The organism is Acidiferrobacteraceae bacterium, from assembly GCA_037388825.1.
Taxonomy (GTDB): domain Bacteria; phylum Pseudomonadota; class Gammaproteobacteria; order Acidiferrobacterales; family JAJDNE01; genus JARRJV01.
This window is the reverse complement of sequence record JARRJV010000007.1, coordinates 1-21,116: the sequence shown is the minus strand read 5'-3', so window position 1 is coordinate 21,116 and position 21,116 is coordinate 1. Positions and strand designations below refer to the sequence as shown.

Annotated in this window: 18 protein-coding genes and 1 pseudogene; 9 read left to right on the top strand and 10 right to left on the bottom strand. The window is 62.4% G+C overall.

The features are described 5' to 3' along the window. Positions 1-19: 19 nt before the first annotated feature. From recG to P8X48_02215, 6 genes and pseudogenes are all read right to left on the bottom strand, one after another. Positions 20-2,089, bottom strand: coding sequence for an ATP-dependent DNA helicase RecG (gene recG / locus P8X48_02240; protein ID MEJ2106133.1), 2,070 nt, complete (start codon positions 2,087-2,089; stop codon positions 20-22). A 42-nt stretch (positions 2,090-2,131) separates the two neighbouring features. Continuing rightward, on the bottom strand, positions 2,132-2,518 hold the full coding sequence (locus P8X48_02235) for a RidA family protein (protein MEJ2106132.1): 387 nt from the start codon (positions 2,516-2,518) through the stop codon (positions 2,132-2,134). 20 nt (positions 2,519-2,538) lie between these two features. Continuing rightward, entirely contained in the window at positions 2,539-4,830 is a 2,292-nt protein-coding gene (locus P8X48_02230) for a bifunctional (p)ppGpp synthetase/guanosine-3',5'-bis(diphosphate) 3'-pyrophosphohydrolase (protein ID MEJ2106131.1), read from the bottom strand. A 31-nt stretch (positions 4,831-4,861) separates the two neighbouring features. Further along, positions 4,862-5,053, bottom strand: a pseudogene (gene rpoZ / locus P8X48_02225) (DNA-directed RNA polymerase subunit omega). A 126-nt stretch (positions 5,054-5,179) separates the two neighbouring features. Then, positions 5,180-5,782: a guanylate kinase gene (gene gmk, locus P8X48_02220; GenBank protein ID MEJ2106130.1), complete on the bottom strand. Its 603-nt coding sequence runs from the start codon at positions 5,780-5,782 to the stop codon at positions 5,180-5,182. Positions 5,783-5,805: 23 nt separating this feature from the next. Then, positions 5,806-6,672 (bottom strand): YicC family protein, encoded by an 867-nt coding sequence (locus tag P8X48_02215; protein ID MEJ2106129.1) that lies wholly within the window; start codon positions 6,670-6,672, stop codon positions 5,806-5,808. Between the two features lie 169 nt (positions 6,673-6,841). Here P8X48_02215 and P8X48_02210 point away from each other — a divergent pair, with 169 nt between their 5' ends. The 4 genes from P8X48_02210 to rdgB are packed head-to-tail and all read left to right on the top strand — an operon-like array spanning position 6,842 to position 10,127. Beyond that, complete coding sequence (locus tag P8X48_02210) at positions 6,842-7,792, top strand: serine/threonine-protein kinase (protein MEJ2106128.1); 951 nt, start codon at positions 6,842-6,844, stop codon at positions 7,790-7,792. Positions 7,793-7,801: 9 nt separating this feature from the next. Continuing rightward, complete coding sequence (locus tag P8X48_02205; protein ID MEJ2106127.1) at positions 7,802-8,743, top strand: protein phosphatase 2C domain-containing protein; 942 nt, start codon at positions 7,802-7,804, stop codon at positions 8,741-8,743. Positions 8,744-8,799: 56 nt separating this feature from the next. After that, complete coding sequence (gene rph / locus P8X48_02200; protein ID MEJ2106126.1) at positions 8,800-9,516, top strand: ribonuclease PH; 717 nt, start codon at positions 8,800-8,802, stop codon at positions 9,514-9,516. A gap of 2 nt (positions 9,517-9,518) precedes the next feature. Beyond that, on the top strand, positions 9,519-10,127 hold the full coding sequence (gene rdgB / locus P8X48_02195) for an RdgB/HAM1 family non-canonical purine NTP pyrophosphatase (protein ID MEJ2106125.1): 609 nt from the start codon (positions 9,519-9,521) through the stop codon (positions 10,125-10,127). A 96-nt stretch (positions 10,128-10,223) separates the two neighbouring features. Here the strand turns inward: rdgB and P8X48_02190 are convergent, their stop codons facing one another. Further along, positions 10,224-10,715: a heme-binding protein gene (locus P8X48_02190; GenBank protein MEJ2106124.1), complete on the bottom strand. Its 492-nt coding sequence runs from the start codon at positions 10,713-10,715 to the stop codon at positions 10,224-10,226. A 557-nt stretch (positions 10,716-11,272) separates the two neighbouring features. Between P8X48_02190 and P8X48_02185 the strand changes: the two genes are divergently transcribed. Further along, positions 11,273-11,656 carry a hypothetical protein gene (locus P8X48_02185; protein MEJ2106123.1) on the top strand — a complete coding sequence of 128 codons (384 nt, stop codon included), beginning with the start codon at positions 11,273-11,275 and terminating at the stop codon, positions 11,654-11,656. 365 nt (positions 11,657-12,021) lie between these two features. Here P8X48_02185 and P8X48_02180 read toward each other — a convergent pair whose 3' ends face one another. Further along, positions 12,022-13,404, bottom strand: coding sequence for a YihY/virulence factor BrkB family protein (locus P8X48_02180; protein ID MEJ2106122.1), 1,383 nt, complete (start codon positions 13,402-13,404; stop codon positions 12,022-12,024). 348 nt (positions 13,405-13,752) lie between these two features. Between P8X48_02180 and P8X48_02175 the strand changes: the two genes are divergently transcribed. Next, positions 13,753-14,334, top strand: coding sequence for a hypothetical protein (locus P8X48_02175; GenBank protein MEJ2106121.1), 582 nt, complete (start codon positions 13,753-13,755; stop codon positions 14,332-14,334). 64 nt (positions 14,335-14,398) lie between these two features. Here the strand turns inward: P8X48_02175 and P8X48_02170 are convergent, their stop codons facing one another. After that, positions 14,399-15,793, bottom strand: coding sequence for a sigma-54 dependent transcriptional regulator (locus tag P8X48_02170; protein MEJ2106120.1), 1,395 nt, complete (start codon positions 15,791-15,793; stop codon positions 14,399-14,401). Continuing rightward, positions 15,790-17,526 (bottom strand): HAMP domain-containing sensor histidine kinase, encoded by a 1,737-nt coding sequence (locus P8X48_02165; GenBank protein MEJ2106119.1) that lies wholly within the window; start codon positions 17,524-17,526, stop codon positions 15,790-15,792. Before P8X48_02165 ends, P8X48_02170 begins: the two co-directional genes overlap by 4 nt. A 194-nt stretch (positions 17,527-17,720) precedes the next feature. Here P8X48_02165 and P8X48_02160 point away from each other — a divergent pair, with 194 nt between their 5' ends. From P8X48_02160 to hemW, 3 genes are all read left to right on the top strand, one after another. After that, positions 17,721-18,533, top strand: coding sequence for a hypothetical protein (locus P8X48_02160; GenBank protein ID MEJ2106118.1), 813 nt, complete (start codon positions 17,721-17,723; stop codon positions 18,531-18,533). An 11-nt stretch (positions 18,534-18,544) separates the two neighbouring features. Then, complete coding sequence (locus P8X48_02155; protein MEJ2106117.1) at positions 18,545-20,377, top strand: SulP family inorganic anion transporter; 1,833 nt, start codon at positions 18,545-18,547, stop codon at positions 20,375-20,377. Positions 20,378-20,473: 96 nt separating this feature from the next. Beyond that, a partial coding sequence (gene hemW, locus P8X48_02150; GenBank protein ID MEJ2106116.1) for a radical SAM family heme chaperone HemW occupies positions 20,474-21,116 on the top strand: 643 nt, incomplete at its 3' end.

The following is a 21,116-nucleotide window of genomic DNA, read 5'->3' as shown; positions in this document are numbered from 1 at the left end:
GCCACGGCGCGATGCCAAGTCATACGTGGGCATATTCCTCGGCCCGGGCGATCCAGCGCTGAATCACGGGTTCCACACGGTCGGGGTACTGCTCCTGCAGAATCCTGGCCGCCGCCTGCACCCGGGGTAACAGGCGCTGATCCCGAACAATGTCCGCAATGTGAAACGCCTGTGCGCCGGTCTGGCGAGTGCCCAACAGTTCACCCGGGCCGCGCAACTCCAGATCGCGCCGGGCGATTTCGAATCCGTCATTGGTTTCCCGCATGGCCGCCAGTCGCTGCTTGGCCAGAGCACCCAGCGGCGACTGGTACAGGAGTACGCAACTGCTTTGTACCGTGCTCCGACCCACGCGCCCGCGCAACTGGTGCAGCTGTGACAGACCCAGGCGCTCGGAATTCTCGATGATCATGAGGCTTGCGTTGGGCACGTCCACCCCGACCTCGATCACCGTTGTCGCCACCAGTACATCGATCTCGCGCGCCTTGAACCGGCTCATCACCGCTTCCTTGTCCGCGGGTTTCATCCGCCCATGCACCAGGGACACCTGCAATGCCGGCAAGGCCTCGCGCAGGGCGAGCTCGGTGTCGGTCGCCGTTTGCAGTTGCAGGGTCTCGGATTCCTCGATCAGCGGACAGATCCAGTACACCTGCCGCCCTTCCCCGGCGGCGGCGCGCACCCGTTGCACGACTTCGGCACGCCGACTGTCCGGAACCGCCACGGTTTCCACGGGCGTACGGCCGGGTGGAAGTTCGTCGATGATGGACACGTCGAGATCCGCATACACGGTCTGTGCCAGGGTGCGCGGGATCGGGGTCGCGGTCATGATGAGCTGATGCGGCACGCGGCCGTCGACACTGCCCTTTTCGCGCAGGGCGAGTCGCTGGTGCACGCCGAAGCGGTGCTGCTCGTCCACAATGACGAGACCGAGATGAGCGAATTCGACGCCCTGCTGGAACAGGGCATGGGTGCCAACCACCACGGGTGCCCCGGTACCGATGGCCTCCAGGGCATGCTGCCGTTCGCGTGCACGCAGCTTTCCCGACAGGGACACAACCCGCAGGTCCAGGGGCTCAAGCCAGTGATGGAAATTCGCGGCGTGTTGTTCCGCCAGCAATTCGGTCGGGGCCATGATCGCCACCTGGAAATTCGACTCGACGGCCTGCATCGCCGCCAGGGCCGCTACCACCGTCTTGCCGGAACCCACATCGCCCTGCACCAGCCGGTGCATGGGGTGCGCGGCACACAGGTCGGCCGCGATTTCCCCGACCACCCGCTCCTGCGCCCCGGTCAGGGGAAACGGCAACGACTGGCGCAGGGCCGCGACCCGGTCCGCAGGCGGGGTCATGGCCGGCGCCGATTGCCTGCGCGTACGGGCGCGCAGCTTGAGCAGACTCAGGTGGTGAGCCAGTAGTTCCTCGAAGGCCAGGCGTTGCTGCGCCGGGTGATCGCCGGCCTCCAGCAAGGCGAGGTCTTCCATATCTTGCGGACGGTGTACCGTTCGCAAGGCGGTTTTGAGATCCGGAAGCGCCAGCTCGTCCAGTACGGCTTGCGGCAACAACTCGGTCGCCCCGTCGAGAAAGCGGTCCAGCGCCTGGGCCACGAATTTGCGCACGGTCAGCTGGTGCACGCCTTCGGTCGTGGGATAGACCGGGGTCAAATGGGATTCCGTCACCGGCGTGTCGGTAGCCTCGACGAATTCGTATTCCGGATGCACCATCTCGAGGCCCTTGGGCCCGGCCCGGACTTCGCCGTAGCAACGAATGGTCCGCCCGCGCGCCAGGTTGTTCTGCTGTGCGCCACTGAAATGGAAAAAACGCAGGATGAGGGACCCGGTGCCGTCGGAGATCTGGCACAACAACATGCGCCGGCGCCGGTACGCCACATCCGCCGCCTCGATCGTTGCCAGAACAACCGCCGCCTGGCCCGGCCGCAGGGAACCGACGGGCGTAACGCGGGTGCGATCCTCGTAGCGGAACGGGAGATGAAACAGGACATCCTGCACCGTGTGCCAGCCCAGCCGCTCCAGCTTTGCCGCCAGGTTCGGTCCAACGCCTTTCAGTATGGTAATGGGACGGGTTTCGCTACCCATGTCCGGCACGCGAAGACGGCACGAGTTCTGGCTAGTGCGGGGTCAGGACCCAAGTTCCAGGATGGCATCCATCTCCACCGCCGCGCCTTTGGGCAAGGCGGCGACACCGACGGCGGCACGGGCCGGGTACGGCTCAGCGAAATAGGAAGCCATCACCTCGTTCACCAGCGGGAAGTGGGACAGGTCGGTAAGAAAGACATTCAGCTTGGCCACATCGTTCAATCCCCCACCGGCGGCCTCCGCCACCGCCTGCAGATTGTCAAACACGCGCGTAATCTGTGCGCGTACATCGCCATCGACCAGGTCGCCGGATTCCGGGTCCAGGGGAATCTGGCCCGAAAGATACACGGTGGTGCCGCAGGCCACCGCCTGGGAATAGGTGCCAATGGCCTTGGGTGCCTTGTCGGTCTGAATGATCTTTCTGCTCATGCAAGCTCCAGTCTGATGTTCTATCCCTTGACGCGGTTGATGCGAACCACGCTTTCATTCGATCGAATCACGCGCATGATGCGCGCCAGGTGCGCGCGGTTCCGCACCTCGATGGTGAAATTCATGGTCGTGTACTGGCCATCGCGCTCGTCAAAGGACACGGAATCGATATTGGATTCCTGGTCGGAGATAATGGAGGCGATGGCCGCCAGCACACCGCGGCGATTCGCGGTCTCAATGCGGACATTCACCGGATAGACACCTTCGGTTTCCGGCTCCCACTGTACGTCGATCCAGCGCTCCGGGTGTTTGCGGAACTCGGCAACGTTGGGGCAGTTCTCGGCATGCACGACAATACCCTTGCCGGCGGACAGAAAACCCAGAATGGGATCACCGGGGATCGGTCGACAACAGCGGGCGAAATTCACCACCACTCCCTCGGTCCCGCGGATCGCCAGCACCCGGCCCTTGCCCGGGCCTTCCGCACTCTCTTCCGCCTCCGGAATGAGTTGCCGCGCCACCAGGGCCGCCTGCCGATTACCCAGGCCGATCTCGCTGAGCAGGGTATCCCAATCGGGCAACTTCAGCTCCTGAACCAGAATATGCTTCTGTTCTGCAGCGACATTGGCGATGTTCGTATGCATGCCTTCCAGGGCACGATCGAGCAGACGCGCACCCAGGCGGGCGGCCTCGCCGTGCTGCTGCTGCTTGAGGAAGTTGCGGATGTTCGCCCGCGCCTTGCCGGTGATGACGAAATCCAGCCACGAGGGATTGGGCCGACTCCATTCCGAAGTAAGAATCTCGATGTGATCGCCGTTATGCAACTCGTGGCGCAAGGGCACGAGCTCATGATTCACGCGCGCGCCGGCACAACGATTGCCGATGTCGGTGTGCACGTCGTAGGCGAAGTCGATGATGGTGGCACCCCGAGGCAGCTTCTTGATATCGCCCCGCGGTGTGAAGACATAGACCTCATCCGGGAACAGGTCGACTTTCAGGTGTTCCAGGAATTCGCGCGGATTGCCCGCCTTCTGCTGGATGTCGAGCAGATCCTTCAGCCAGCGCAGGGCGGTTTCGTGGGCACTGGAGCTGGATTCCTCGCCGCTCTTGTACAGCCAGTGGGAGGCGACCCCGACGTCGGCCACGCGATGCATGTCGCGCGTACGAATCTGGATCTCGATGGGCACACCGAAGGGACCGAACACCACGGTATGCAAGGACTGGTAGCCATTGGCCTTGGGGATGGCGATGTAGTCCTTGAAGCGTCCGGGAATCGGCTTGTACAGATTGTGCACGATACCCAGCGTGCGATAGCAATTGTCGACACTGTCGACGATGATGCGGAAGCCGTAGATGTCGTGCACCTGTTCGAAGGGAAGTCCCTTCTGCTTCATCTTCTTGTAGATGCTGTAGACGTTCTTCTCGCGACCCGTAACCTCGCTCTGCACCCCCTCCTGCTGGAGTTGATTCACCATCGCGTCGTGAATCTTCTCAAATACCGCCTTGCGGTTGCCATGCCGCTTTTGCAGCGCAGCCGACAGGATACGGTACCGCCGTGGATACAGGGCCTCGAAGGAAAGGTCCTCCAGTTCCGCTGCCCACTGGCGAACACCCAGGCGATTTGCGATGGGGGCATAGATATCCAGAGTCTCGCGCGCGATGCCGCGGCGCTTGACCAGCGGCAGGGCAGCGATGGTGCGCAGATTGTGTAAGCGGTCGGCGAGCTTGATCATGATCACGCGAATATCGCGCGTCATGGCCAGCAGCATCTTGCGGAAATTCTCGGCCTGCTCTTCCTCCTTGGTGCGGAAGCGCATCTGGCTGATCTTGCTGACGGCGTCCACCAGTTCTGCCACATCGTCGCCGAATTCGGTCGCGATCTGGTCCTTGGCCGTCGCCGTGTCTTCGATCGTATCGTGCAGCACCGCCGCCATCAGCGAGCGGCTGTCGAGGTGCATGCCCGCGAGGATGTGGGCGACTTCCAGGGGATGGTGGATGTAGGGCTCGCCGCTCTTGCGCATCTGGCCCTTGTGGGCCTCGGCACCGAACAGGTAGGCGCGGTAGACGTTGGCGACCGCTTCGGGTGGCAGGTAGGTCTCGAGGACCTCGCACAGGTCACTGACCAGCAGCCGCTTCGACTGCCAGTCGGGACCGGAGGCAGTGGTATCAGTCTTCCGAGGGCTCTTCGGCTTCGCCGGATTGCGATTCGCCTTCTTCCGGAGCTTCTTCGCTTTCGGGGATGGCTTCGCCGATGACTCCGGCGAGGTCGTCAGGGGCGACGCGGAGTTCGTTGAGGGTGTCTTCATCGACATCTAGTCCCGCCTCGGTTTGTTGCGCGGCTTCGTCCAGGATCGCATTGGTGACAAACCCGCCGGCGATCTCACGCAGGGCCAGCACGGTCGGTTTGTCATTCTCCCGCTCGACACAGGGTTCGGCTCCCCCTACCAGTTGCCGCGCACGGCGCGCCGCCACCAACACAAGCTGAAATCGATTCTCGACATTCTCCAGACAGTCTTCAACTGTAACACGGGCCATGGGCTTCTCTACTCCTGATCCAGTTTAGCTCGGGTTTTTCCCGGGGAGGCGAATTTCGCGCCCCGGGCCGACGCGGGCCGGCTATCTTACTGATGTTGTAATCCTTTTTCCACCGCCCGGGGCGATCTAGCGCAGCAAATCCCGGGGATCCAGGGCCAGGGGCCGTCGCTGTTCCGGCTCCCCGCGTAAAATGCACTGCAAATCCCCGAGCGCGGCGTCAAAATCGTCGTTGACGATGACGTAGTCGAATTCGTCGAAATGACTCATTTCCGAGATCGCATCACGCATGCGCCGGGCGATGATCTCGTCGCTGTCCTGGCCACGGCCACGCAGGCGCCGCTGCAGCTCTTCCCGCGACGGCGGAAGGATGAAGATGCCTACCGCCTTGTTCATCCGGGCCTTGACGTTGCGGGCCCCCTGCCAGTCGATGTCCAGGATCACATCCTTGCCCCGGTCGAGCTCGTCCTGCACCGCCTTCTGCGACGTACCGTAGAAATTGTCGAAAACCTTGGCATGCTCGAGGAATTCGCCCCGATCCACCATGGCCTGAAAGGTATCGCGGTCGACGAAATGGTAATGCACCCCGTCTTCCTCGCCCGGGCGGGGCGCCCGGGTGGTGTGGGACACCGAGACCGTTACATCGGGCGTGGATTCGACCAGGGCCTTGGCCAGTGAGCTCTTGCCCGCCCCCGAGGGGGCCGAGAGTATATATAAGGTACCGTCAGCCATAATTCCGGAACCACCTGCCTCTTCTACTCAACGTTCTGTACCTGCTCGCGCATTTGTTCGATCAGCACCTTGAGTTCCACCGAGGCATTGGTCAGGCGCAGATCCGTAGCCTTCGAACCCAGGGTATTGGCTTCGCGATTGAGTTCCTGCATGAGGAAATCCAGCCGGCGACCGACGGCCCCGGACCCGCGAATCACCCGCCGTACCTCGGCCACATGGGCATCGAGCCGATCCAGCTCCTCGTGCACATCGGTCTTGTGCGCGAACAGCACGATCTCCTGCTCCAGCCGTGCCGGATCCAGTTCCCCCCGGATCTCGGCCAGGCGTTCCTGCAGGCGCCGGCGATAGGCATCCGTCAGTTCCGGCAGGACCGCGCGGGTATCGGCCACGATCTGCTCCGCCGCCGCCAACCGTTGCTCCATGAGCCGGGCCAGTTCTTCCCCTTCGCGCAGGCGCGCCGCCAGCAGTTCCGCCAGGGCCTGGTCCAGCAAGGTCAGGGTCTCCTTGCCCAGCGCCTCGGCGTCGATTTCCGGCGTACGCATGACTCCAGGCCACTGCAACACCTCGGACACGCGCAAGGGCTCGAGCTGGGCGTCGCGTTCGCGCAGATCCCAGGCCGCGCGCAACAGCCCGCTGAGCCGGGTCTCGTCGAACTCCAGCCCGTTCCCGGTATCCACCGTGCGGGAGAAGCGAAGCGTGCAGTCCACCTTTCCCCGGTGCAGGCGGCGGCCAACGCGCTGGCGGATTTCCGTTTCCTGCCCACGCAGCTCCTCCGGCAGTCGCAGGCCGATCTCCAGAAACCGGTGATTAACCGATCGGATTTCCCACGACAGGGCACCCCAGGCGGTGTCCGCCTGCGCCCGGCCGAAGGCCGTCATGCTGTGAATCATGGGGTTAATCCGTTGTTCGTCTGGTGGCCGATGGTATACCGTTTTGCGCCGGGAATCCCGCCGCTGGAACGGGCGTTCGCCCGTGGACTATGATTTGAAGCGGGGGTCGGGAATACTACAGCGGCGCCTCCCGAAGGCACCACGTCGCGCGAACCGGATTTCGATACATATGGCAGCATCATCGAGCCTGCAGCACGCACTGCGACCAGGCCACAAACTGAATCGCTATACCATTGACCGCACCATCGGTGGTGGCGGATTCAGCGTGGTCTATGAAGCGATCGACACCGATAGCCACAAGAAAGTCGTGGTCAAGGAATTCCTGCCGTTGGACCAGGCGCGACGCCGCGAGGACGCCAGCATCGAGTACGTCTCGGTGGACACCACCGACACCGCAGCCGCAGGTATCCGCCGCTTTTTTAATGAGGCCGCGGCCCTGGCCAAGGTGGATCACCCGTTTATCGTCAAGGTACGCGATGTGTTCCGCGCCAACAACACGGTCTACATGGTGATGGATTTCCACAAGGGTCACGACCTGCGCTGGTACGTGAAACGCAATTCCGGCCGGCTGAGCGAACACTTCATCATGACGATCTTCCCGAAGCTCCTGGGCGGCCTCGCCGAACTGCACAAAAACAGCCTGCTTCACCTGGACATCAAGCCGGCTAATATCTACATCCGCGCCGGTGGACGGCCGTTGCTGCTGGACTTTGGCGCCGCGCGCCAGCCCCTGATCAGCCGCCTTCGCTCCGGCCCCAATACCCTGACGGTGGGCTACGCCCCGCTGGAACAGCATCGCAACGGTCACATCGGTCCGTGGACGGACCTGTATGCCATCGGCGCGACCATTTATGCCTGCATGGAAGGCAAGGCGCCCGTGGGCTCCCCCGACCGCGCGAACAAGGACACACTCAAACCCGCGACCAAACGATTTGCCGGTCGTTACTCGCGCCGCCTGCTGGACTCCGTGGACTGGTGCCTGCACATGGACCAGACCCAGCGACCACAATCTGTTTCCGAACTGGTGGAATTCCTCAACCAGGAATGGATCGATGAGGAGGAACCCGGTTTTTGGGAGAAGCTGACGGGACGACTAAACTGGCCCCGTCTTCAGCGGTAGGAAAAAATTGTGAAGTACCAGATCGCCGACTACAGCTTGCGTGGTGGCCGCAGTGGCAATCAGGATCGCGCGGCCTATGCCGAACGGGACAACTCCGTCCTCGTCGTATTGGCGGATGGCCTCGGCGGTCACGAGGGCGGAGAACTCGCGGCCGAGCTTCTGGTACAGCGCACGATCCGTTCCTTCCAGTCCATCCGCCGGCCGGTGATCGAACAGCCATCCGCTTTCCTGGCGCTGAGCATCCTGCAGGCCCACAACGCCATCAATGCCATGGGGGGCGCCCAAAAACCACCGATTCAACCGCGCACCACCTGCGTGCTGCTACTGGTGCAGGACGGTTACGCATACTGGGCCCATGTCGGGGATTCACGCCTGTATCTGTTTCGCGACGGAAAGGTCAAAACCCGCACGCGTGATCACTCGGTGACGCAGAAGCTACACGAAGAGGGCGTGCTCAGCGAAGAAGAGATGAAGGACCACCCGGAGAAGAGCCGTCTGCTCAAATGCGTCGGCGGTCCGCATGAACCCTCCATCCGCCTGGGGCGGGAGACCCGGATGCACAAGGGTGACACCCTGCTGCTTTGCTCCGATGGCCTGTGGGAGGCGATGGACGTGGACGAGATCCAGAGCTTTCTGTCCGGCGGGGATCTTGAGGACGGGCTCGTGGACATGTTGCTGGAGGCGGAATCCAAGATGGGTTCCTCTTCCGACAACATCACCGCCGCCTGCCTGCGCTGGAACGACGCGACCACGACCGCGCCCTCGCGCCAGCACGGCACCGCGGGCGAGGTGGACCAGGCGGCGCTTTGGGCCCAGGCCACCGCCGGGCGCGGGGGCGAAGCCACCACGTCGGCCGAAGAACCGCTTCCGAACCTGAAGACATCCAAATCCCTGGACGAGGAGATCGGAAAACTCGAATCCTTCCTCGATGATTACCTGTCAAAACGGTAACATCCACCCCTCGCGGCCCGCGGCCGCCCCGTTTCACAAGAATCCAAGGAGTCATCATGCGACCGAGTGGACGCGCACCCGATGAATTGCGTGACATCCGCATCACGCGGCACTACACCCGTCACGCGGAGGGTTCGGTACTGGTGGAGTTCGGTGCCACCCGCGTGCTGTGCAACGCGACCGTCGAGGAGAGAGTTCCCGGTTTTCTCAAGGGCAAACAGCAGGGCTGGATAACGGCGGAGTACGGCATGCTGCCCCGCTCCACCGGCCTGCGCATGGCACGCGAGGCCGCCCGCGGAAAACAAAGCGGACGCACCATGGAGATCCAGCGTCTCATTGGCCGCTCCCTGCGCGCCGCCGTGGATCTCGGGGCCCTGGGCGAACGCTCCATCACCGTGGACTGCGACGTAATTCAGGCCGATGGCGGAACCCGCACCGCCTCCATCACCGGCGGCTGTGTCGCCCTGGTCGATGCCATCGAGGGCATCCGCAAAAAGGGTTTGATTGAGCCCAATCCGCTCAAGGGACTGGTCGCCTCCGTATCCTGTGGCATCTACAAGGGTACACCGGTACTGGACCTGGACTATGACGAGGACTCCACCGCCGAGACCGACATGAATTTCGTGCTGGCCGAGGATGGTCGCTTCATCGAGATCCAGGGAACGGCCGAAGGCGCGACCTTCACCATGGAAGAGATGCTGGCCATGACCGAACTGGCACGCAAGGGAACGGCGCAGCTGATCGCGCAACAGCGTCAGGCCCTGGGGCTCTGATCTTGAGCGCACGCATCGTCCTCGCCAGCAACAACCCGGGCAAGGTGCGCGAGATCGGGCAGTTGCTTGCGCCGCTCGAACTCGACGTCGTACCGCAATCCGAATTCGACGTGTCCGAGGCGGAGGAGACCGGCTTGACCTTCGTCGAGAACGCCATCCTCAAAGCGCGCCACGCGGCGACGCTCACGGGCCTGCCGGCCATCGCCGACGATTCCGGAATCGAGGTCGATGCCCTGGAAGGGAGACCGGGAATCTATTCCGCGCGCTTCGCTGGCAAGGGCGCGGGCGACACGGAGAACCTGAACAAGTTACTGAAGGAATTGGAAGGCATACCGGAAGAAGAGCGCAGCGCCCGTTTCCAGTGCCTGATGGTGTACATGCGCCACGGAAACGACCCCACCCCCATCATCTGCCAGGGAACCTGGGAAGGCCGAATCCTGACCGAGGCCCGCGGCAGCGGCGGCTTCGGATACGACCCGGTGTTCCTCGTACCGGATCGCGGCTGCACCTCGGCTGAATTGCCTGCGGAAGAAAAGAACCGCCTTAGTCATCGTGGTCAGGCGCTGCGCAAACTGCTCGATGCCCTGCGCGAGGCTGGCATACACGGCTAGATTCCAGAGCCGGATACACCAGCCACCACACCGTTGCGAGACTCGTCGCAACCGCTCCGAGCAACAACAAGTCTTCTCGTGCTGTTGCCTATTCAGTCACGAAGCGAATTCCAATTCTTCCTGTATGGCCTTGATGCCCTCCTGGGCACAATGATCATCCAGATCTCCAGGCTTCTTCTTCATGGGCGCGCCCGACACACCGACGGCACCATACATCTGGCCGCCGGCCTTGATGGCTACGCCGCCGCCGATGGTGCTGATGTGTTTCACACCCTGAAGGAATCTCACGCTGCGTCCCAGTTCCAGGGTCGATCCCTGCAGGGTCGCGGCGGTGAAGGCCTTGTCCTTTGCAAGTTGGATCGTGTGACCTCCAGCCAATGGATTGCGAATGAACGCCAGCAGGTTCCCGTTGCGATCCACGACCGCGACCGCGACCTGGTAGCCCTCCTTGGTACACGCCCGAATTGCACCCATGGCCACGGCATTGGCCGATTCCACGGACAAGACACGGGTCTTCACATAGGGGGGTTCGGCGGCGACCGCGCTGGCGGCGAACAGACTGAACAGCAATAGCGCACAGATTCTCATGGCAGATCCTCCATACGGTTGGTCAGGTGGCGCCCGGTCGGCGCCAGGGAACGTTATTGTACTCGTTTGGGTGGGTTGTCGCCTGCGGCGAGTTGAAAGGCTACTCAGCGGGGTTCCGCCCCCGTACTCGTCATTCCCGCGGAAGCGGGAATCCAGTTTGTTTCTTGTCGCCTGCGGCGATTGCTAGCGGGGTGCTCCGCCCCCTGCACCCCCGGGTGACTTTTGTTACGGCAAAAGTCACCAAAACCATTTTGCTCCTGCGTTCGCTTACTCCTGCGCTTCTCGAAAAAACCGCGGGCGCTCATCCAACTCGCCGGCCGGGAAAACCGCCCGGCTCGGGCTCGAACAGGGATTCGCGCCTGGCGGTTTTTCCTTGCGATGCTCGGCGCGAACGAAGTCGCTAGAAAAGACAGAAAATCAGGCTCAACGACGAACACGGGAATCTTGCGTGCCTGCTGCTGAACGATTTCAAACCACGTCAAAGCAGATGCTACTATGCATGGCAAAACAGCCCAGTCGACCGCTAGCGATCTGACCTCTACCCAAAATCAGGCGCCATGTACGAAGAATACAAGATTTGTCCCATGCTAAGCCGCAAAGAAAAGTGCTTCCGCGTTCAGCAATACGAAGAGGGCAACGTAGTTGAAGTATTTCATGAGCACGTCCCTGCCAATCGCATTTCGTTGGACTCAGAGATGGAGGTATTGCGGACCTTGGTCGGACAGGTCGCAGGTTGGAATGGCCAATTTATTTTGCACTCTCGCCTGAACGAGCGCCGCGGCGGGCCTTCCAAGTATCCGAGTTTCATTTCCAACGTGTCATACCCAGAAAAAGGGGTCCTTCGTCGCTACATCCGCTCGGGTGGCGTTACGGCATGGTCCGACACCGTTGTCACGCCGGGCGAATTTCGCCGAAATAGCGAATCCAAGAGCGGCGCCTAACAAGGCTATCAACCCCGGCACCGAATTGCGGCGCTCCTTCGTTGCATGACTATTTGCCGCCGGTTCAGGCAAGAGAAGGCGTTCTTTTGTCTTCGGAATTCTTCATCCCCGTCGGAGCTCACCGAGCACCGCAGTGAGGACCGGAACAAGTGCGAGGGGTGTCGAGCCCGAGCCGGGCGGTGTTCCCGGCCGGCGAGTTCCCGAGCACCCGGTCCGAACGAGGAGCGCAGGGGACCCGCGATAGCGGGTGAGCGACCGGGGTGTCCTTCTCTTTGCTTACTTTCTCTTGGACAAGCAAGAGAAAGTAACCTGCTGCCGGTCAGCCACCGGCATACTTGCAGTTAGCTCGCCGCAGGCGAACCCAACTAACTTGTCTCGCCAGACGGGCTCTCGCCCGTCTCAGATCCTGCTTCAACCAAATCCTTCAACGTCCGGTCGTGCAACATGGTATCGACGGCCGCGTCGACCTCGGAAAACAGCTTCACCACCTGTGGATGGGTCGGGATGCGCGCCAGGGTGATGGCACCACCGCCACGGTCGCTGCGAATGGCATCGAGGATGCGTTTGACCGGTGTGGTGTCGGGCGGTGTTGCCGGCAACAGGGCCGGCGGATCGTCGTCGGTGCGCGCCAACAGGCCGCGATGTTCCAGCGGCTCGATTACCGAGGCCATCGCATCGGCCGGTACGTGGCAATGATGAGCGAGGTCGTCCACGGTCCAGGGCTTTTCCTGATCGTAGTACCGCTGACCGATGAGGTACATGGCGCCGAGGGCCAGACGCTCGGCGAGGACGTTGCTCAACCGCACCTCGTGTTCACCGGCGGCAAGATGTTCCGGATTCTGTACGTAGTAGGCGATCACGGCGCCGACCAGCAGAATCAACCAGGAGATATAGATCCACACCATGAACACGATCAGGCCCGCCAATGCGGAGTAGACGATGTCGTAACGTGCGGAGCCAGCGATGAAGGCGGTGAATACCCGGCCGACGATTTCCCACATCAAGGCAGCGAACAACGCACCGGCAAAAGCCGCGCGCAGCTTCACCCGTGTATTTGGAATCAGCACGTAGAACACCGTGAATGCGGCGACGACCAGCAGGAACGGCAACAAGGTCGTGACCATTGTATAGAGGGCGCCTACGGGCGCGAAGGCCAACAGCTTTTGCACGAAGGTGTTGGCGAGGATATTGGCGGTGATACCGAAAGCGACCACCACCAGCACGGGCCCAACCATCAGAGCCGCAAGATAATCGCGGTAGCGATCGATCAGCCGCCGGTGATAGCGCACGTGCCAGGCGTAGTTAAAGGAGCGCTCGATCTTCTGCATCAGGGAAACGGAGGTATACAGCAGCATTGCCACACCAACGGCCCCCATGACACCGACCTTTACATTGGCGACGAAGTTGATGGTGCCACTGACAATCTCATTGGCCTTGGGGCCCAGGGGGGCGAGGGTGTTTGCAAGAAGTGGCTCGAGGTACCGGTAGGCACCAAAGGCCTTGAAGATGGTAAAAGCGAGGGCCAGCAACGGGATCAGCGACAACAGCGTAGTGTAGACCAGGCTCATGGCGCGCAGGTTCAGGTGCCCGTCGAGCAGTTCCCGAAACACGGCGTGGGCAATACGGAGCGACACCACAGCCCACCGCTTCAGGCGCGGCAGTTGGTCGACATTGACCAGCCACAGACGACGGTTCACCTCGCGGTGATAACGCTCGCGCAGACCCTTGCCTTTGAGGTTGCCAAGCACGTCACGATCCTTGCTGTTGAATCCATGCCCAGTCTACCGAAACGGGAGAGAGGGGAAAACGAATGTAAATGCCCGGGATAGCCGGTGCCTGTCCGGCGTCGATCGGCCTCAGAAAGCATCAAGGCCGATACATTCACCAGGCCAATAACGCGCGTGCTTTCCTCTTCGCGACCAGTGGACTCCCGGGCACCAATACAGAGACCGGAACCCGTCCCAAGGCGGCGTCCTCCGTTGGATGTGCTATACATTAGTAGTGCCTCAGATTTCTGCTCGCGAGCTCAATACAATCGAAGCAAATACTCAGCCAAACGCAGATCCATCCTCATAGCTGCCGGAACTCGATACAGAATGGCTCCGGCCCCGGGCATGGAGGCTGCTGATCTTTCTCCACACATTCACCAATTGGTATCGACAATGGATCCATCTCTAGACCAGATCATTCAGCTAACGAAAGAGACAATTATTGTCACCGCAGAGGAGGTGCTGGGCGACCAGGCACCGCCGGTCATCGATCGCATCCGCTCCGCTCCAAACACCCCGGAGGCCCTCAGAGATACGGTGGGCCAATGCCATGCAATGATTGAATCTGCTGTCAGCGCAGAACAGCTCGACTCGATTTCCACAATCTGCAGTGCTCTGCTGCGCGATCTCGATGAAGCAGTCAAGGAAAATGCCAAACCGGCGCCGACAACGGAGAAGCAGGCGCTCAAGACCCGCATCGTAAAAGCCAAACTGGCCGCGGTTATCTCCGGCCTTTTGGGCGCCGACGGACTGCAACTGGTAGCCAGGCTGCGGAGCGCGCCGGACACCCGCGAAGGCTTGCTTGAAGTTCTCCGTGAATGCGAGTCAATTGCTGACGCGAACTTCAAGGGCAAGGTTGTTTCCGAAATAAAAAGCAGGTGCGGTGAAATCGTAAAACAACTGTCCTGATCGTCGCCGATCCACTCGAAGGCACCATCCCGGCCGGACGCCACAACCGAATCAGCCAGATCGCCTAGTCACGTACCGCGCGACTGACGCGGATATTCAGTTTCTTCAGGCGGTGCCAAAGGCTGCGCTCGCTGATGCCGAGCAGGCGCGCGGCCTGGACCTGAACCCCGTTGGTCTTTTCCAGCGCGGCGACGATGTGGCGCCGTTCGGCATCTTCCAGCCAGGTGGTCAATCCGCCCGCACCAAACTCCGGGAATCCGTCGCCATCTTCCTCCCCGTCACGGCCACGGGTGCTGACCTTGTCCGGCAGGTCGCGCAACTCGATGCGATCCCCGCGACAGGACAGGAGCGATCGCTCGACCGCATTGCGCAACTCGCGCACATTGCCCGGCCAGTCATATTCGACCAGGGCCTGCATGGCCTCGTCGCTGAAGTCCTGGACCGGCTTGTCCATCTCGGCACGGAAGGCGGCGAGGAAGGCCCGCGCCAGCAGGGGAATATCGCTTGTACGCTCGCGCAGGGGTGGTACATGAATCTTGTAGACGTCCAGTCGATACAGGAGGTCCTCGCGGAACGTTCCCTGCTGCACCATTGCGTTGAGGTCACGGTTGGTGGCGGCGATTACACGTACGTCCACCCGCCGGATTGCATCACTGCCCACGGGTGAGAACTCCCGTTCCTGCAACACACGCAGCAGCTTGGCCTGCAGCGGCATATCCAGATCACCGACCTCGTCCAGGAACAGGGTTCCGCCATTGGCCTGTTCCAGCCGGCCCAGGCGGTTCTGCACCGCACCGGTGAAGGCACCTTTCACGTAGCCGAAGAGTTCGCTCTCCATCAGATCGCGCGGGATGGCGGAACAGTTGATGGCCACCCAGGGCCGCTCCGCCCGCGGCCCGGTCTCGTGGATGCTGCGTGCCACCGCCTCCTTGCCGGTACCGCTTTCGCCGGTGATCAGGACATTGGTTCGATAGGGCGCGACGCGATTGATCTCCTCGTCCAGGGCACGCATTGCCGGACTGTCGCCCAGCAAGCGCCAGCGCTCGCGCGCGCCACTGACCTGGGCCTGCAGCTGGCGATTTTCGCGCACCAGATCACGCAGGCGGATCGCGCTCTGCACCGCGAACTCCAGCTCTTCGGTCTCGAAGGGCTTGGTCAGATAATCGCTGGCGCCCAGGCGGATGCAGTCGATGGCGGAGCGGATGGATCCAAAGGCGGTGGCCACGATCACCGGTACGTCGGGACACTCGGTGCGGCAACGTCCCAACAGTTCCTCGCCACTCATGCCCGGCATCTTGAGATCCGAAAGTACGACATCCAGATCCGGGTCACGCAGCATGGGAATGGCGGCCTCACCGCTTTCCGCAGTCAGTACGCGATAACCCGCCCCTTCCAGGGCCACCTTGGTGAACATGCGCATGGTGCGCTCATCGTCGACCACCAGTACCGTGCGTTTCATTGGTGTGCCTCCACGATGGCGAAACGCATGGCGAACCGCGCCCCGCTGCGGGTCTCCGGCACCAGTTCCAGCCGCCCGCCGCTGGCCTCGACCAATGTAGTGGCGATCGTCAGACCCAAACCGCTGCCGTGGCTCTTGGTGGTATAAAACGGCTCGAACAGCCTGGTCATGAGCTCGGGCGGAATTCCGGGTCCGCTGTCTTGCAGGTACAGCACCAGTTCCTCGTCCTCGACTGCGGAACCGACAAGCAACTCGCCCTTGTCGCCCATGGCCTCGATGGCATTGCGTACGAGGTTGGCCCAGGCCTGTTGCACCAGCTCCGGATCGGCGGAGATGCGCAGATCGTCATGGGTATAGCGCCGCTGCACGCGAATGTCGTCATGGCCGGCCAGCATCAATTGCAGGGCGCGCTCCAGCGGCTCGCGCGGGTCGATGCGACTGAACTCGGGTTTGCGATGGCGCGCCAGTTGCTGGAAGTCCTTCAGCAACTGGTCCAGGCGCACGCTTTCGGTACGGATCACCTGCTGCAGTTCCTCCCGGTCACCGCGCACGCCGGCGCTGTCGAGAAGCTTGGCGGCGGTATTGATCACGCCGATGGGGGTACGGATCTCGTGGGCCATGGCCAGGGACAACTCACCCAGGGCAGCGATCTTGTCACGCTGAAACTCGCGCCGCTGCTCATCGCGCGCCTCCCGCAAGGAATCGGCCATGCCGTTGAAGGCGCGCGCCAGGTCGCCCAGTTCATCCCGCCAACTCACGGGCAAGGTTGCGCGGAAATCCTGGGACGCGACACGCATGACGCCGTCGCGCAGGACTTCCACCGGCCGTGCGATAAGGCGTGACAGCAACAGGCCTGTGACCCCGGCGAGCACGCCACCCAATATTATGATCAGGACAATCAGGAAGGTCTGGTCCGTAATCAGGGTGTCGCCACGGTGGTGAGCCAGACCGCTGAACAACACCGCCTCCACGCGCCCGTTGGAATCGGCGACCGGCGTGTACAACCCCCAGTAGCGACCGTTTTCCGCACTGTCGCTGTAATAGGGCTGTTGCCTCTTCAGCTGTTCAAAGGCCGCCGGCGGCAGGCGCAGCTTTAGCGGCCGGCCTTCCTCGGAAAATGCCTTGGCGAAATCACCGTCGCGGGGATAAAACAGGCGCGTCTTGAGGCCGCTCAAATGATCCAGCCGGCCGAGCAGTTCCTTGTCGAACAGGGTGCCCAGGACCACGCGGTAGTGGCGCGCCTGATTGCGCGGGTAGCGCAGCACATTGACGGCAGCGAGCATGGTCTTGTCCCCGGTACTGACCTTGAGCACGGCCTCCGACTGCCCCTTGGTCCAGGAGGTATCCAGCGTCGCCTTGGGCGAAGAATAGATCTGCCGGCCGCCGGGATCGAACACCTGTACCAGGGTAATGCCCATTTGCCGCGCCATCGGCTGAAGCCGCGAGGGGATGGGCGAGCGCCCGGCGGCAAAACGCGGCTGGCCATGGGTGACCTCGTTTAGCACATCGGCGAACAGGCGCCCGTTCTGATTCACGGTCGCGAGCCAATTGCGGTCCACCTCGGCGGCCTCCGTGATCCAGCGATGGATGGAGGCATCCATGCGGGTGGCGATCCAGGACGCGGAGAAGGTGCTGGTCACCACCATGGGGATGAGGATGATCAGCACCACCACCAGCACGATCTTTCGTTGCAGATGGTTGAGATGGAAGGCGTCGAGGAAACTACAAATCACGTGGGTCCCTTCAAAATTTGTAGCTCCGAATGTTACGCCTTTGTATGTAAAAGGAACGTCAATGCTCTCAATTACTTGATCTGCAATAACTTTCTGCTTGTCGCAACCGCAACCGACCCGCGCAAATCCTGGCCCATGGATTGCAATAGGCGGGGCGCAATCCCGCAACCACCAGAAGCTGAGACTGACCGACCGTGCGAATTTTACGGCCCATCCGCAAAATCCGGCCCAGACACTGGGTCCTCGTTTCCACCCTGATCATTGCCGCCACCGCCTACGCCGCCGTCTCCCCGGCGCGCGACGCCGCGTGGCTCAAGCATCTCGCCGCTTCCGGCGATACCGGCGCCCAGCTGGAGCTGGGACTGGCCTACCGCGACGGCCGTTACGGCCTGCGCCTCGATCCCGTGGCCAGCATGCGCTGGCTCAAGGCCGCGGCCGAGGCAAATGATGCCTACGCCGCCGATGCCCTGGCCAATGCCTACTCCACGACAAATACGGCGCAGGCCCTGCACTGGTGGCGGTTGGCAGCCCGTGGCGGCAACCCCGATGCCCAGGCCCACCTGGGTGAGGCCCTGCTCGCGCGCGGCGAAGACCGCGAAGGACTGGAATGGCTGCGCGCCGCGGCCGACCGCGGCGACACGCTCGCGCGCCGAGACCTGCAGCGCCTGTACCACGAACGTGGCCTGCCCGAGGAAGACCTGCATCGTGGAGACAACGCCCTGTCCGCCGTGGCCGAGCGCTCCAATGACGACAGCCTGAGGGCGCTGCTGGCCCTTTGGAACACGGTGGAACACGGCTCCCTCGCCAGCCAGACCGGCGCCTCCCTGACCGGGCGCGCGCAAGCGGGTGATCCCGTGGCCCAGTACCAGCTGGCCATGCGTTACCGTGACGGCGCCTGGGGCGTCATCCGCGACCGGCAGAAAGAACTGATGTGGCTGAAGCGCTCTGCGCGGGCGGGCAACCGGCTCGCCGTTCACGCCCTGACCGAAATCGAACACTCAAAGTAACAGGAATACCCATGTCCGAATCCCGACACGCCTCCTGGCAGTTGCGCATGTTTCCCGTCCTGCGCTGGAAACATCGCATCAGCGCCCAAACCATACGCGCCGATCTCCTTTCCGGCCTAACCGTGGCCATTGTCGTCGTCCCGCAGGCGGTGGCCTTCGCCTCCATCGCCGGCATGCCGCCGCAGTATGGCCTGTACGCGGGCATGATCCCGCCCATCATTGCCGCCTTCTTCGGGTCGTCCTGGCACCTGATGTCCGGCCCGACCACGGCCGCGTCCATCGTGCTGCTCACTTCCCTGAGCGTGCTGGCCGAACCCATGTCACCGGAATACATCGGCCTGGCCCTGACGCTGACCTTCATGGTGGGGGTGATCGAACTGACCCTGGGCCTGGCACGCATGGGCACCCTGGTGAACTTCATCTCCCACTCGGTGGTGGTCGGCTTCACCACCGGCGCGGCGATCCTGATTGCGAGCAAGCAGCTGAAGAACTTCTTCGGCGTGGCCATTCCCCGCGGCGGCCACCTGCACGAGACCCTGCATCACTTCTGGCTGCAGATCCCGAACATCAACGGCTATGTCACCATCATCGCGATGGTGACCCTGGCAAGCGGACTGTTCATCAAGTACCGCTACCCGAAGATTCCGTTCCTGATCGTGGCGCTGTTTGCCGGCACCTTCGTCAGCATCATGATGAACCTGTACTACGGAAACGATCACACGGCCATCAAGACCGTGGGCGCGCTGCCCCAGACCCTGCCGCCGATCTCCATGCCGGACTTTTCCATGCACACGATCAAGGAACTGGCGCCGGCAGCACTGGCCATGACCCTGTTCGCCCTGACGGAGGCCGTATCCATCGGTCGCGCCATCGGCATCCGCAGCGGCCAGTTGATCGACGGCAACCAGGAATTCATCGGCCAGGGCCTGTCCAACATCGCCGGCAGCTTCTTCTCCGCCTATGTCGCCACGGGCTCGTTTAACCGCACCAGCCTCAATTACCAGGCTGGCGCAAAGACGCCCATGAGCGCCATGACCGCCGGCTTCCTCGAGATCTTCATCGTGCTGGCGATTGCGCCGCTTGTGGCCTACCTGCCGAACGCGGCCATGGCCGGCATCCTGTTCATCGTTGCCTGGGGTCTGATCGACATCCCCGCGATCAAGCACATCCTGGGCTCGAACAATTCGGAGCGCTCGATCTTCTTCGTCACCTTTTTCGCGGCCCTGTTCCTGGACCTGGAGTTCGCGATTCTCGCGGGCATCCTGCTGTCCCTGTTCGTCTACCTCATGCGCGCATCGCGGCCACGCATCGTCACGCGCGTCCCTGACCCGAGCCTGCCCAACCGCAAGTTCTCCAGCGAGGGTGGACATCTGCAGGAATGCCCGCAGCTGCACATCATGCGCGTGGACGGTTCCCTGTTCTTTGGCTCGGTAGCCTACATCCGCGAGAAATTCTCCGAACTCGAGCAGGACCATCCCCACCAGAAACACCTGGCCATCGTCGCCCAGGGGATCGGCTTCGTCGACCTTGCCGGCGCCGATGTGCTCGCCTCCGAGGCCGAACGTCGCCGCGCGGAAGGTGGAGGCCTCTACTTTATCAATGTGAAGTCGGGCCTGTGGGAATCGCTGGAGGAATGTCACGCCATCGACAAGATCGATCCCAGGAATATTTTCCGCGGCAAGTCGGCTGCCATCCATGCCATCTTCCAGAAACTGGACAAGGACGTGTGCCGCACCTGCACGGCGCGCAGTTTCCTCGAATGTTCCTCAATCCCCATGGCGGACGGCACCGAGGCGAGGCCTGTCGAGCTCATTCCTTCTCCCGCCGTGAGTGGCCAGGCCTAGATCAACCCGGCCAGTCCCCGCCCGTCCCCGGGCGGGGCGGCACACGGGTCCTCCGGGCTTGGTATACTGCCGGGCCCGCCCCATCTGTGCCGTAGCATGATCGGTCTGTCCGCCCCGCCACCGCTGTCGCTGTATGTGCACCTGCCCTGGTGCGTGCGCAAGTGCCCCTATTGCGACTTCAATTCCTACGCGGGCGGAGACGATGCATCGCGGCGCCGTTACCTCGACGCTCTCTGCACGGATCTCGAAGCGGAAGCGGACAGGGCCGACGGCCGGCCACTGGTCAGCATCTTCCTCGGCGGCGGCACGCCGAGCCTGTTTCGTGCGGACGAAATCGCCCGGCTGCTGGAGGTATCGCGATCGCATCTTGCGTGGGCGGACGATATCGAAGTCACGATGGAAGCGAATCCGGGTGGCCTTGAACGCGACGACCTCGGGGGCTATCGCGACGCCGGCGTGAATCGCCTGTCGATTGGTGCGCAGTCATTCGATCCCGGCAAGCTTGCAACCCTGGGTCGCGTCCACGGCGTCGAAGATATCGGCCTCACGGCGCGCGAGGCTGCGGATGCCGGCTTCGATAACGTGAATATCGATCTTATGTATGCGTTGCCCGGCCAGGACGTCGCGGGCGCCCTTTCTGATATCGACGCGGCCGCCTCGCTGCGGCCCACGCACCTGTCCTGGTACCAGCTGACGCTGGAGCCGAATACCGTCTTCCATGCCCGCCCGCCGGAGGACC

Excerpts from the sequence above, each read along its gene's own strand:
- recG (MEJ2106133.1), bottom strand. The coding sequence starts at position 2,089 with ATGGGTAGCGAAACCCGTCCCATTACCATACTGAAAGGCGTTGGACCG.
- P8X48_02235 (MEJ2106132.1), bottom strand. The coding sequence starts at position 2,518 with ATGAGCAGAAAGATCATTCAGACCGACAAGGCACCCAAGGCCATTGGC.
- P8X48_02230 (MEJ2106131.1), bottom strand. The coding sequence starts at position 4,830 with ATGTCGATGAAGACACCCTCAACGAACTCCGCGTCGCCCCTGACGACC.
- gmk (MEJ2106130.1), bottom strand. The coding sequence starts at position 5,782 with ATGGCTGACGGTACCTTATATATACTCTCGGCCCCCTCGGGGGCGGGC.
- P8X48_02215 (MEJ2106129.1), bottom strand. The coding sequence starts at position 6,672 with ATGATTCACAGCATGACGGCCTTCGGCCGGGCGCAGGCGGACACCGCC.
- P8X48_02210 (MEJ2106128.1), top strand. The coding sequence starts at position 6,842 with ATGGCAGCATCATCGAGCCTGCAGCACGCACTGCGACCAGGCCACAAA.
- rph (MEJ2106126.1), top strand. The coding sequence starts at position 8,800 with ATGCGACCGAGTGGACGCGCACCCGATGAATTGCGTGACATCCGCATC.
- P8X48_02190 (MEJ2106124.1), bottom strand. The coding sequence starts at position 10,715 with ATGAGAATCTGTGCGCTATTGCTGTTCAGTCTGTTCGCCGCCAGCGCG.
- P8X48_02185 (MEJ2106123.1), top strand. The coding sequence starts at position 11,273 with ATGTACGAAGAATACAAGATTTGTCCCATGCTAAGCCGCAAAGAAAAG.
- P8X48_02175 (MEJ2106121.1), top strand. The coding sequence starts at position 13,753 with ATGGCTCCGGCCCCGGGCATGGAGGCTGCTGATCTTTCTCCACACATT.
- P8X48_02170 (MEJ2106120.1), bottom strand. The coding sequence starts at position 15,793 with ATGAAACGCACGGTACTGGTGGTCGACGATGAGCGCACCATGCGCATG.
- P8X48_02155 (MEJ2106117.1), top strand. The coding sequence starts at position 18,545 with ATGTCCGAATCCCGACACGCCTCCTGGCAGTTGCGCATGTTTCCCGTC.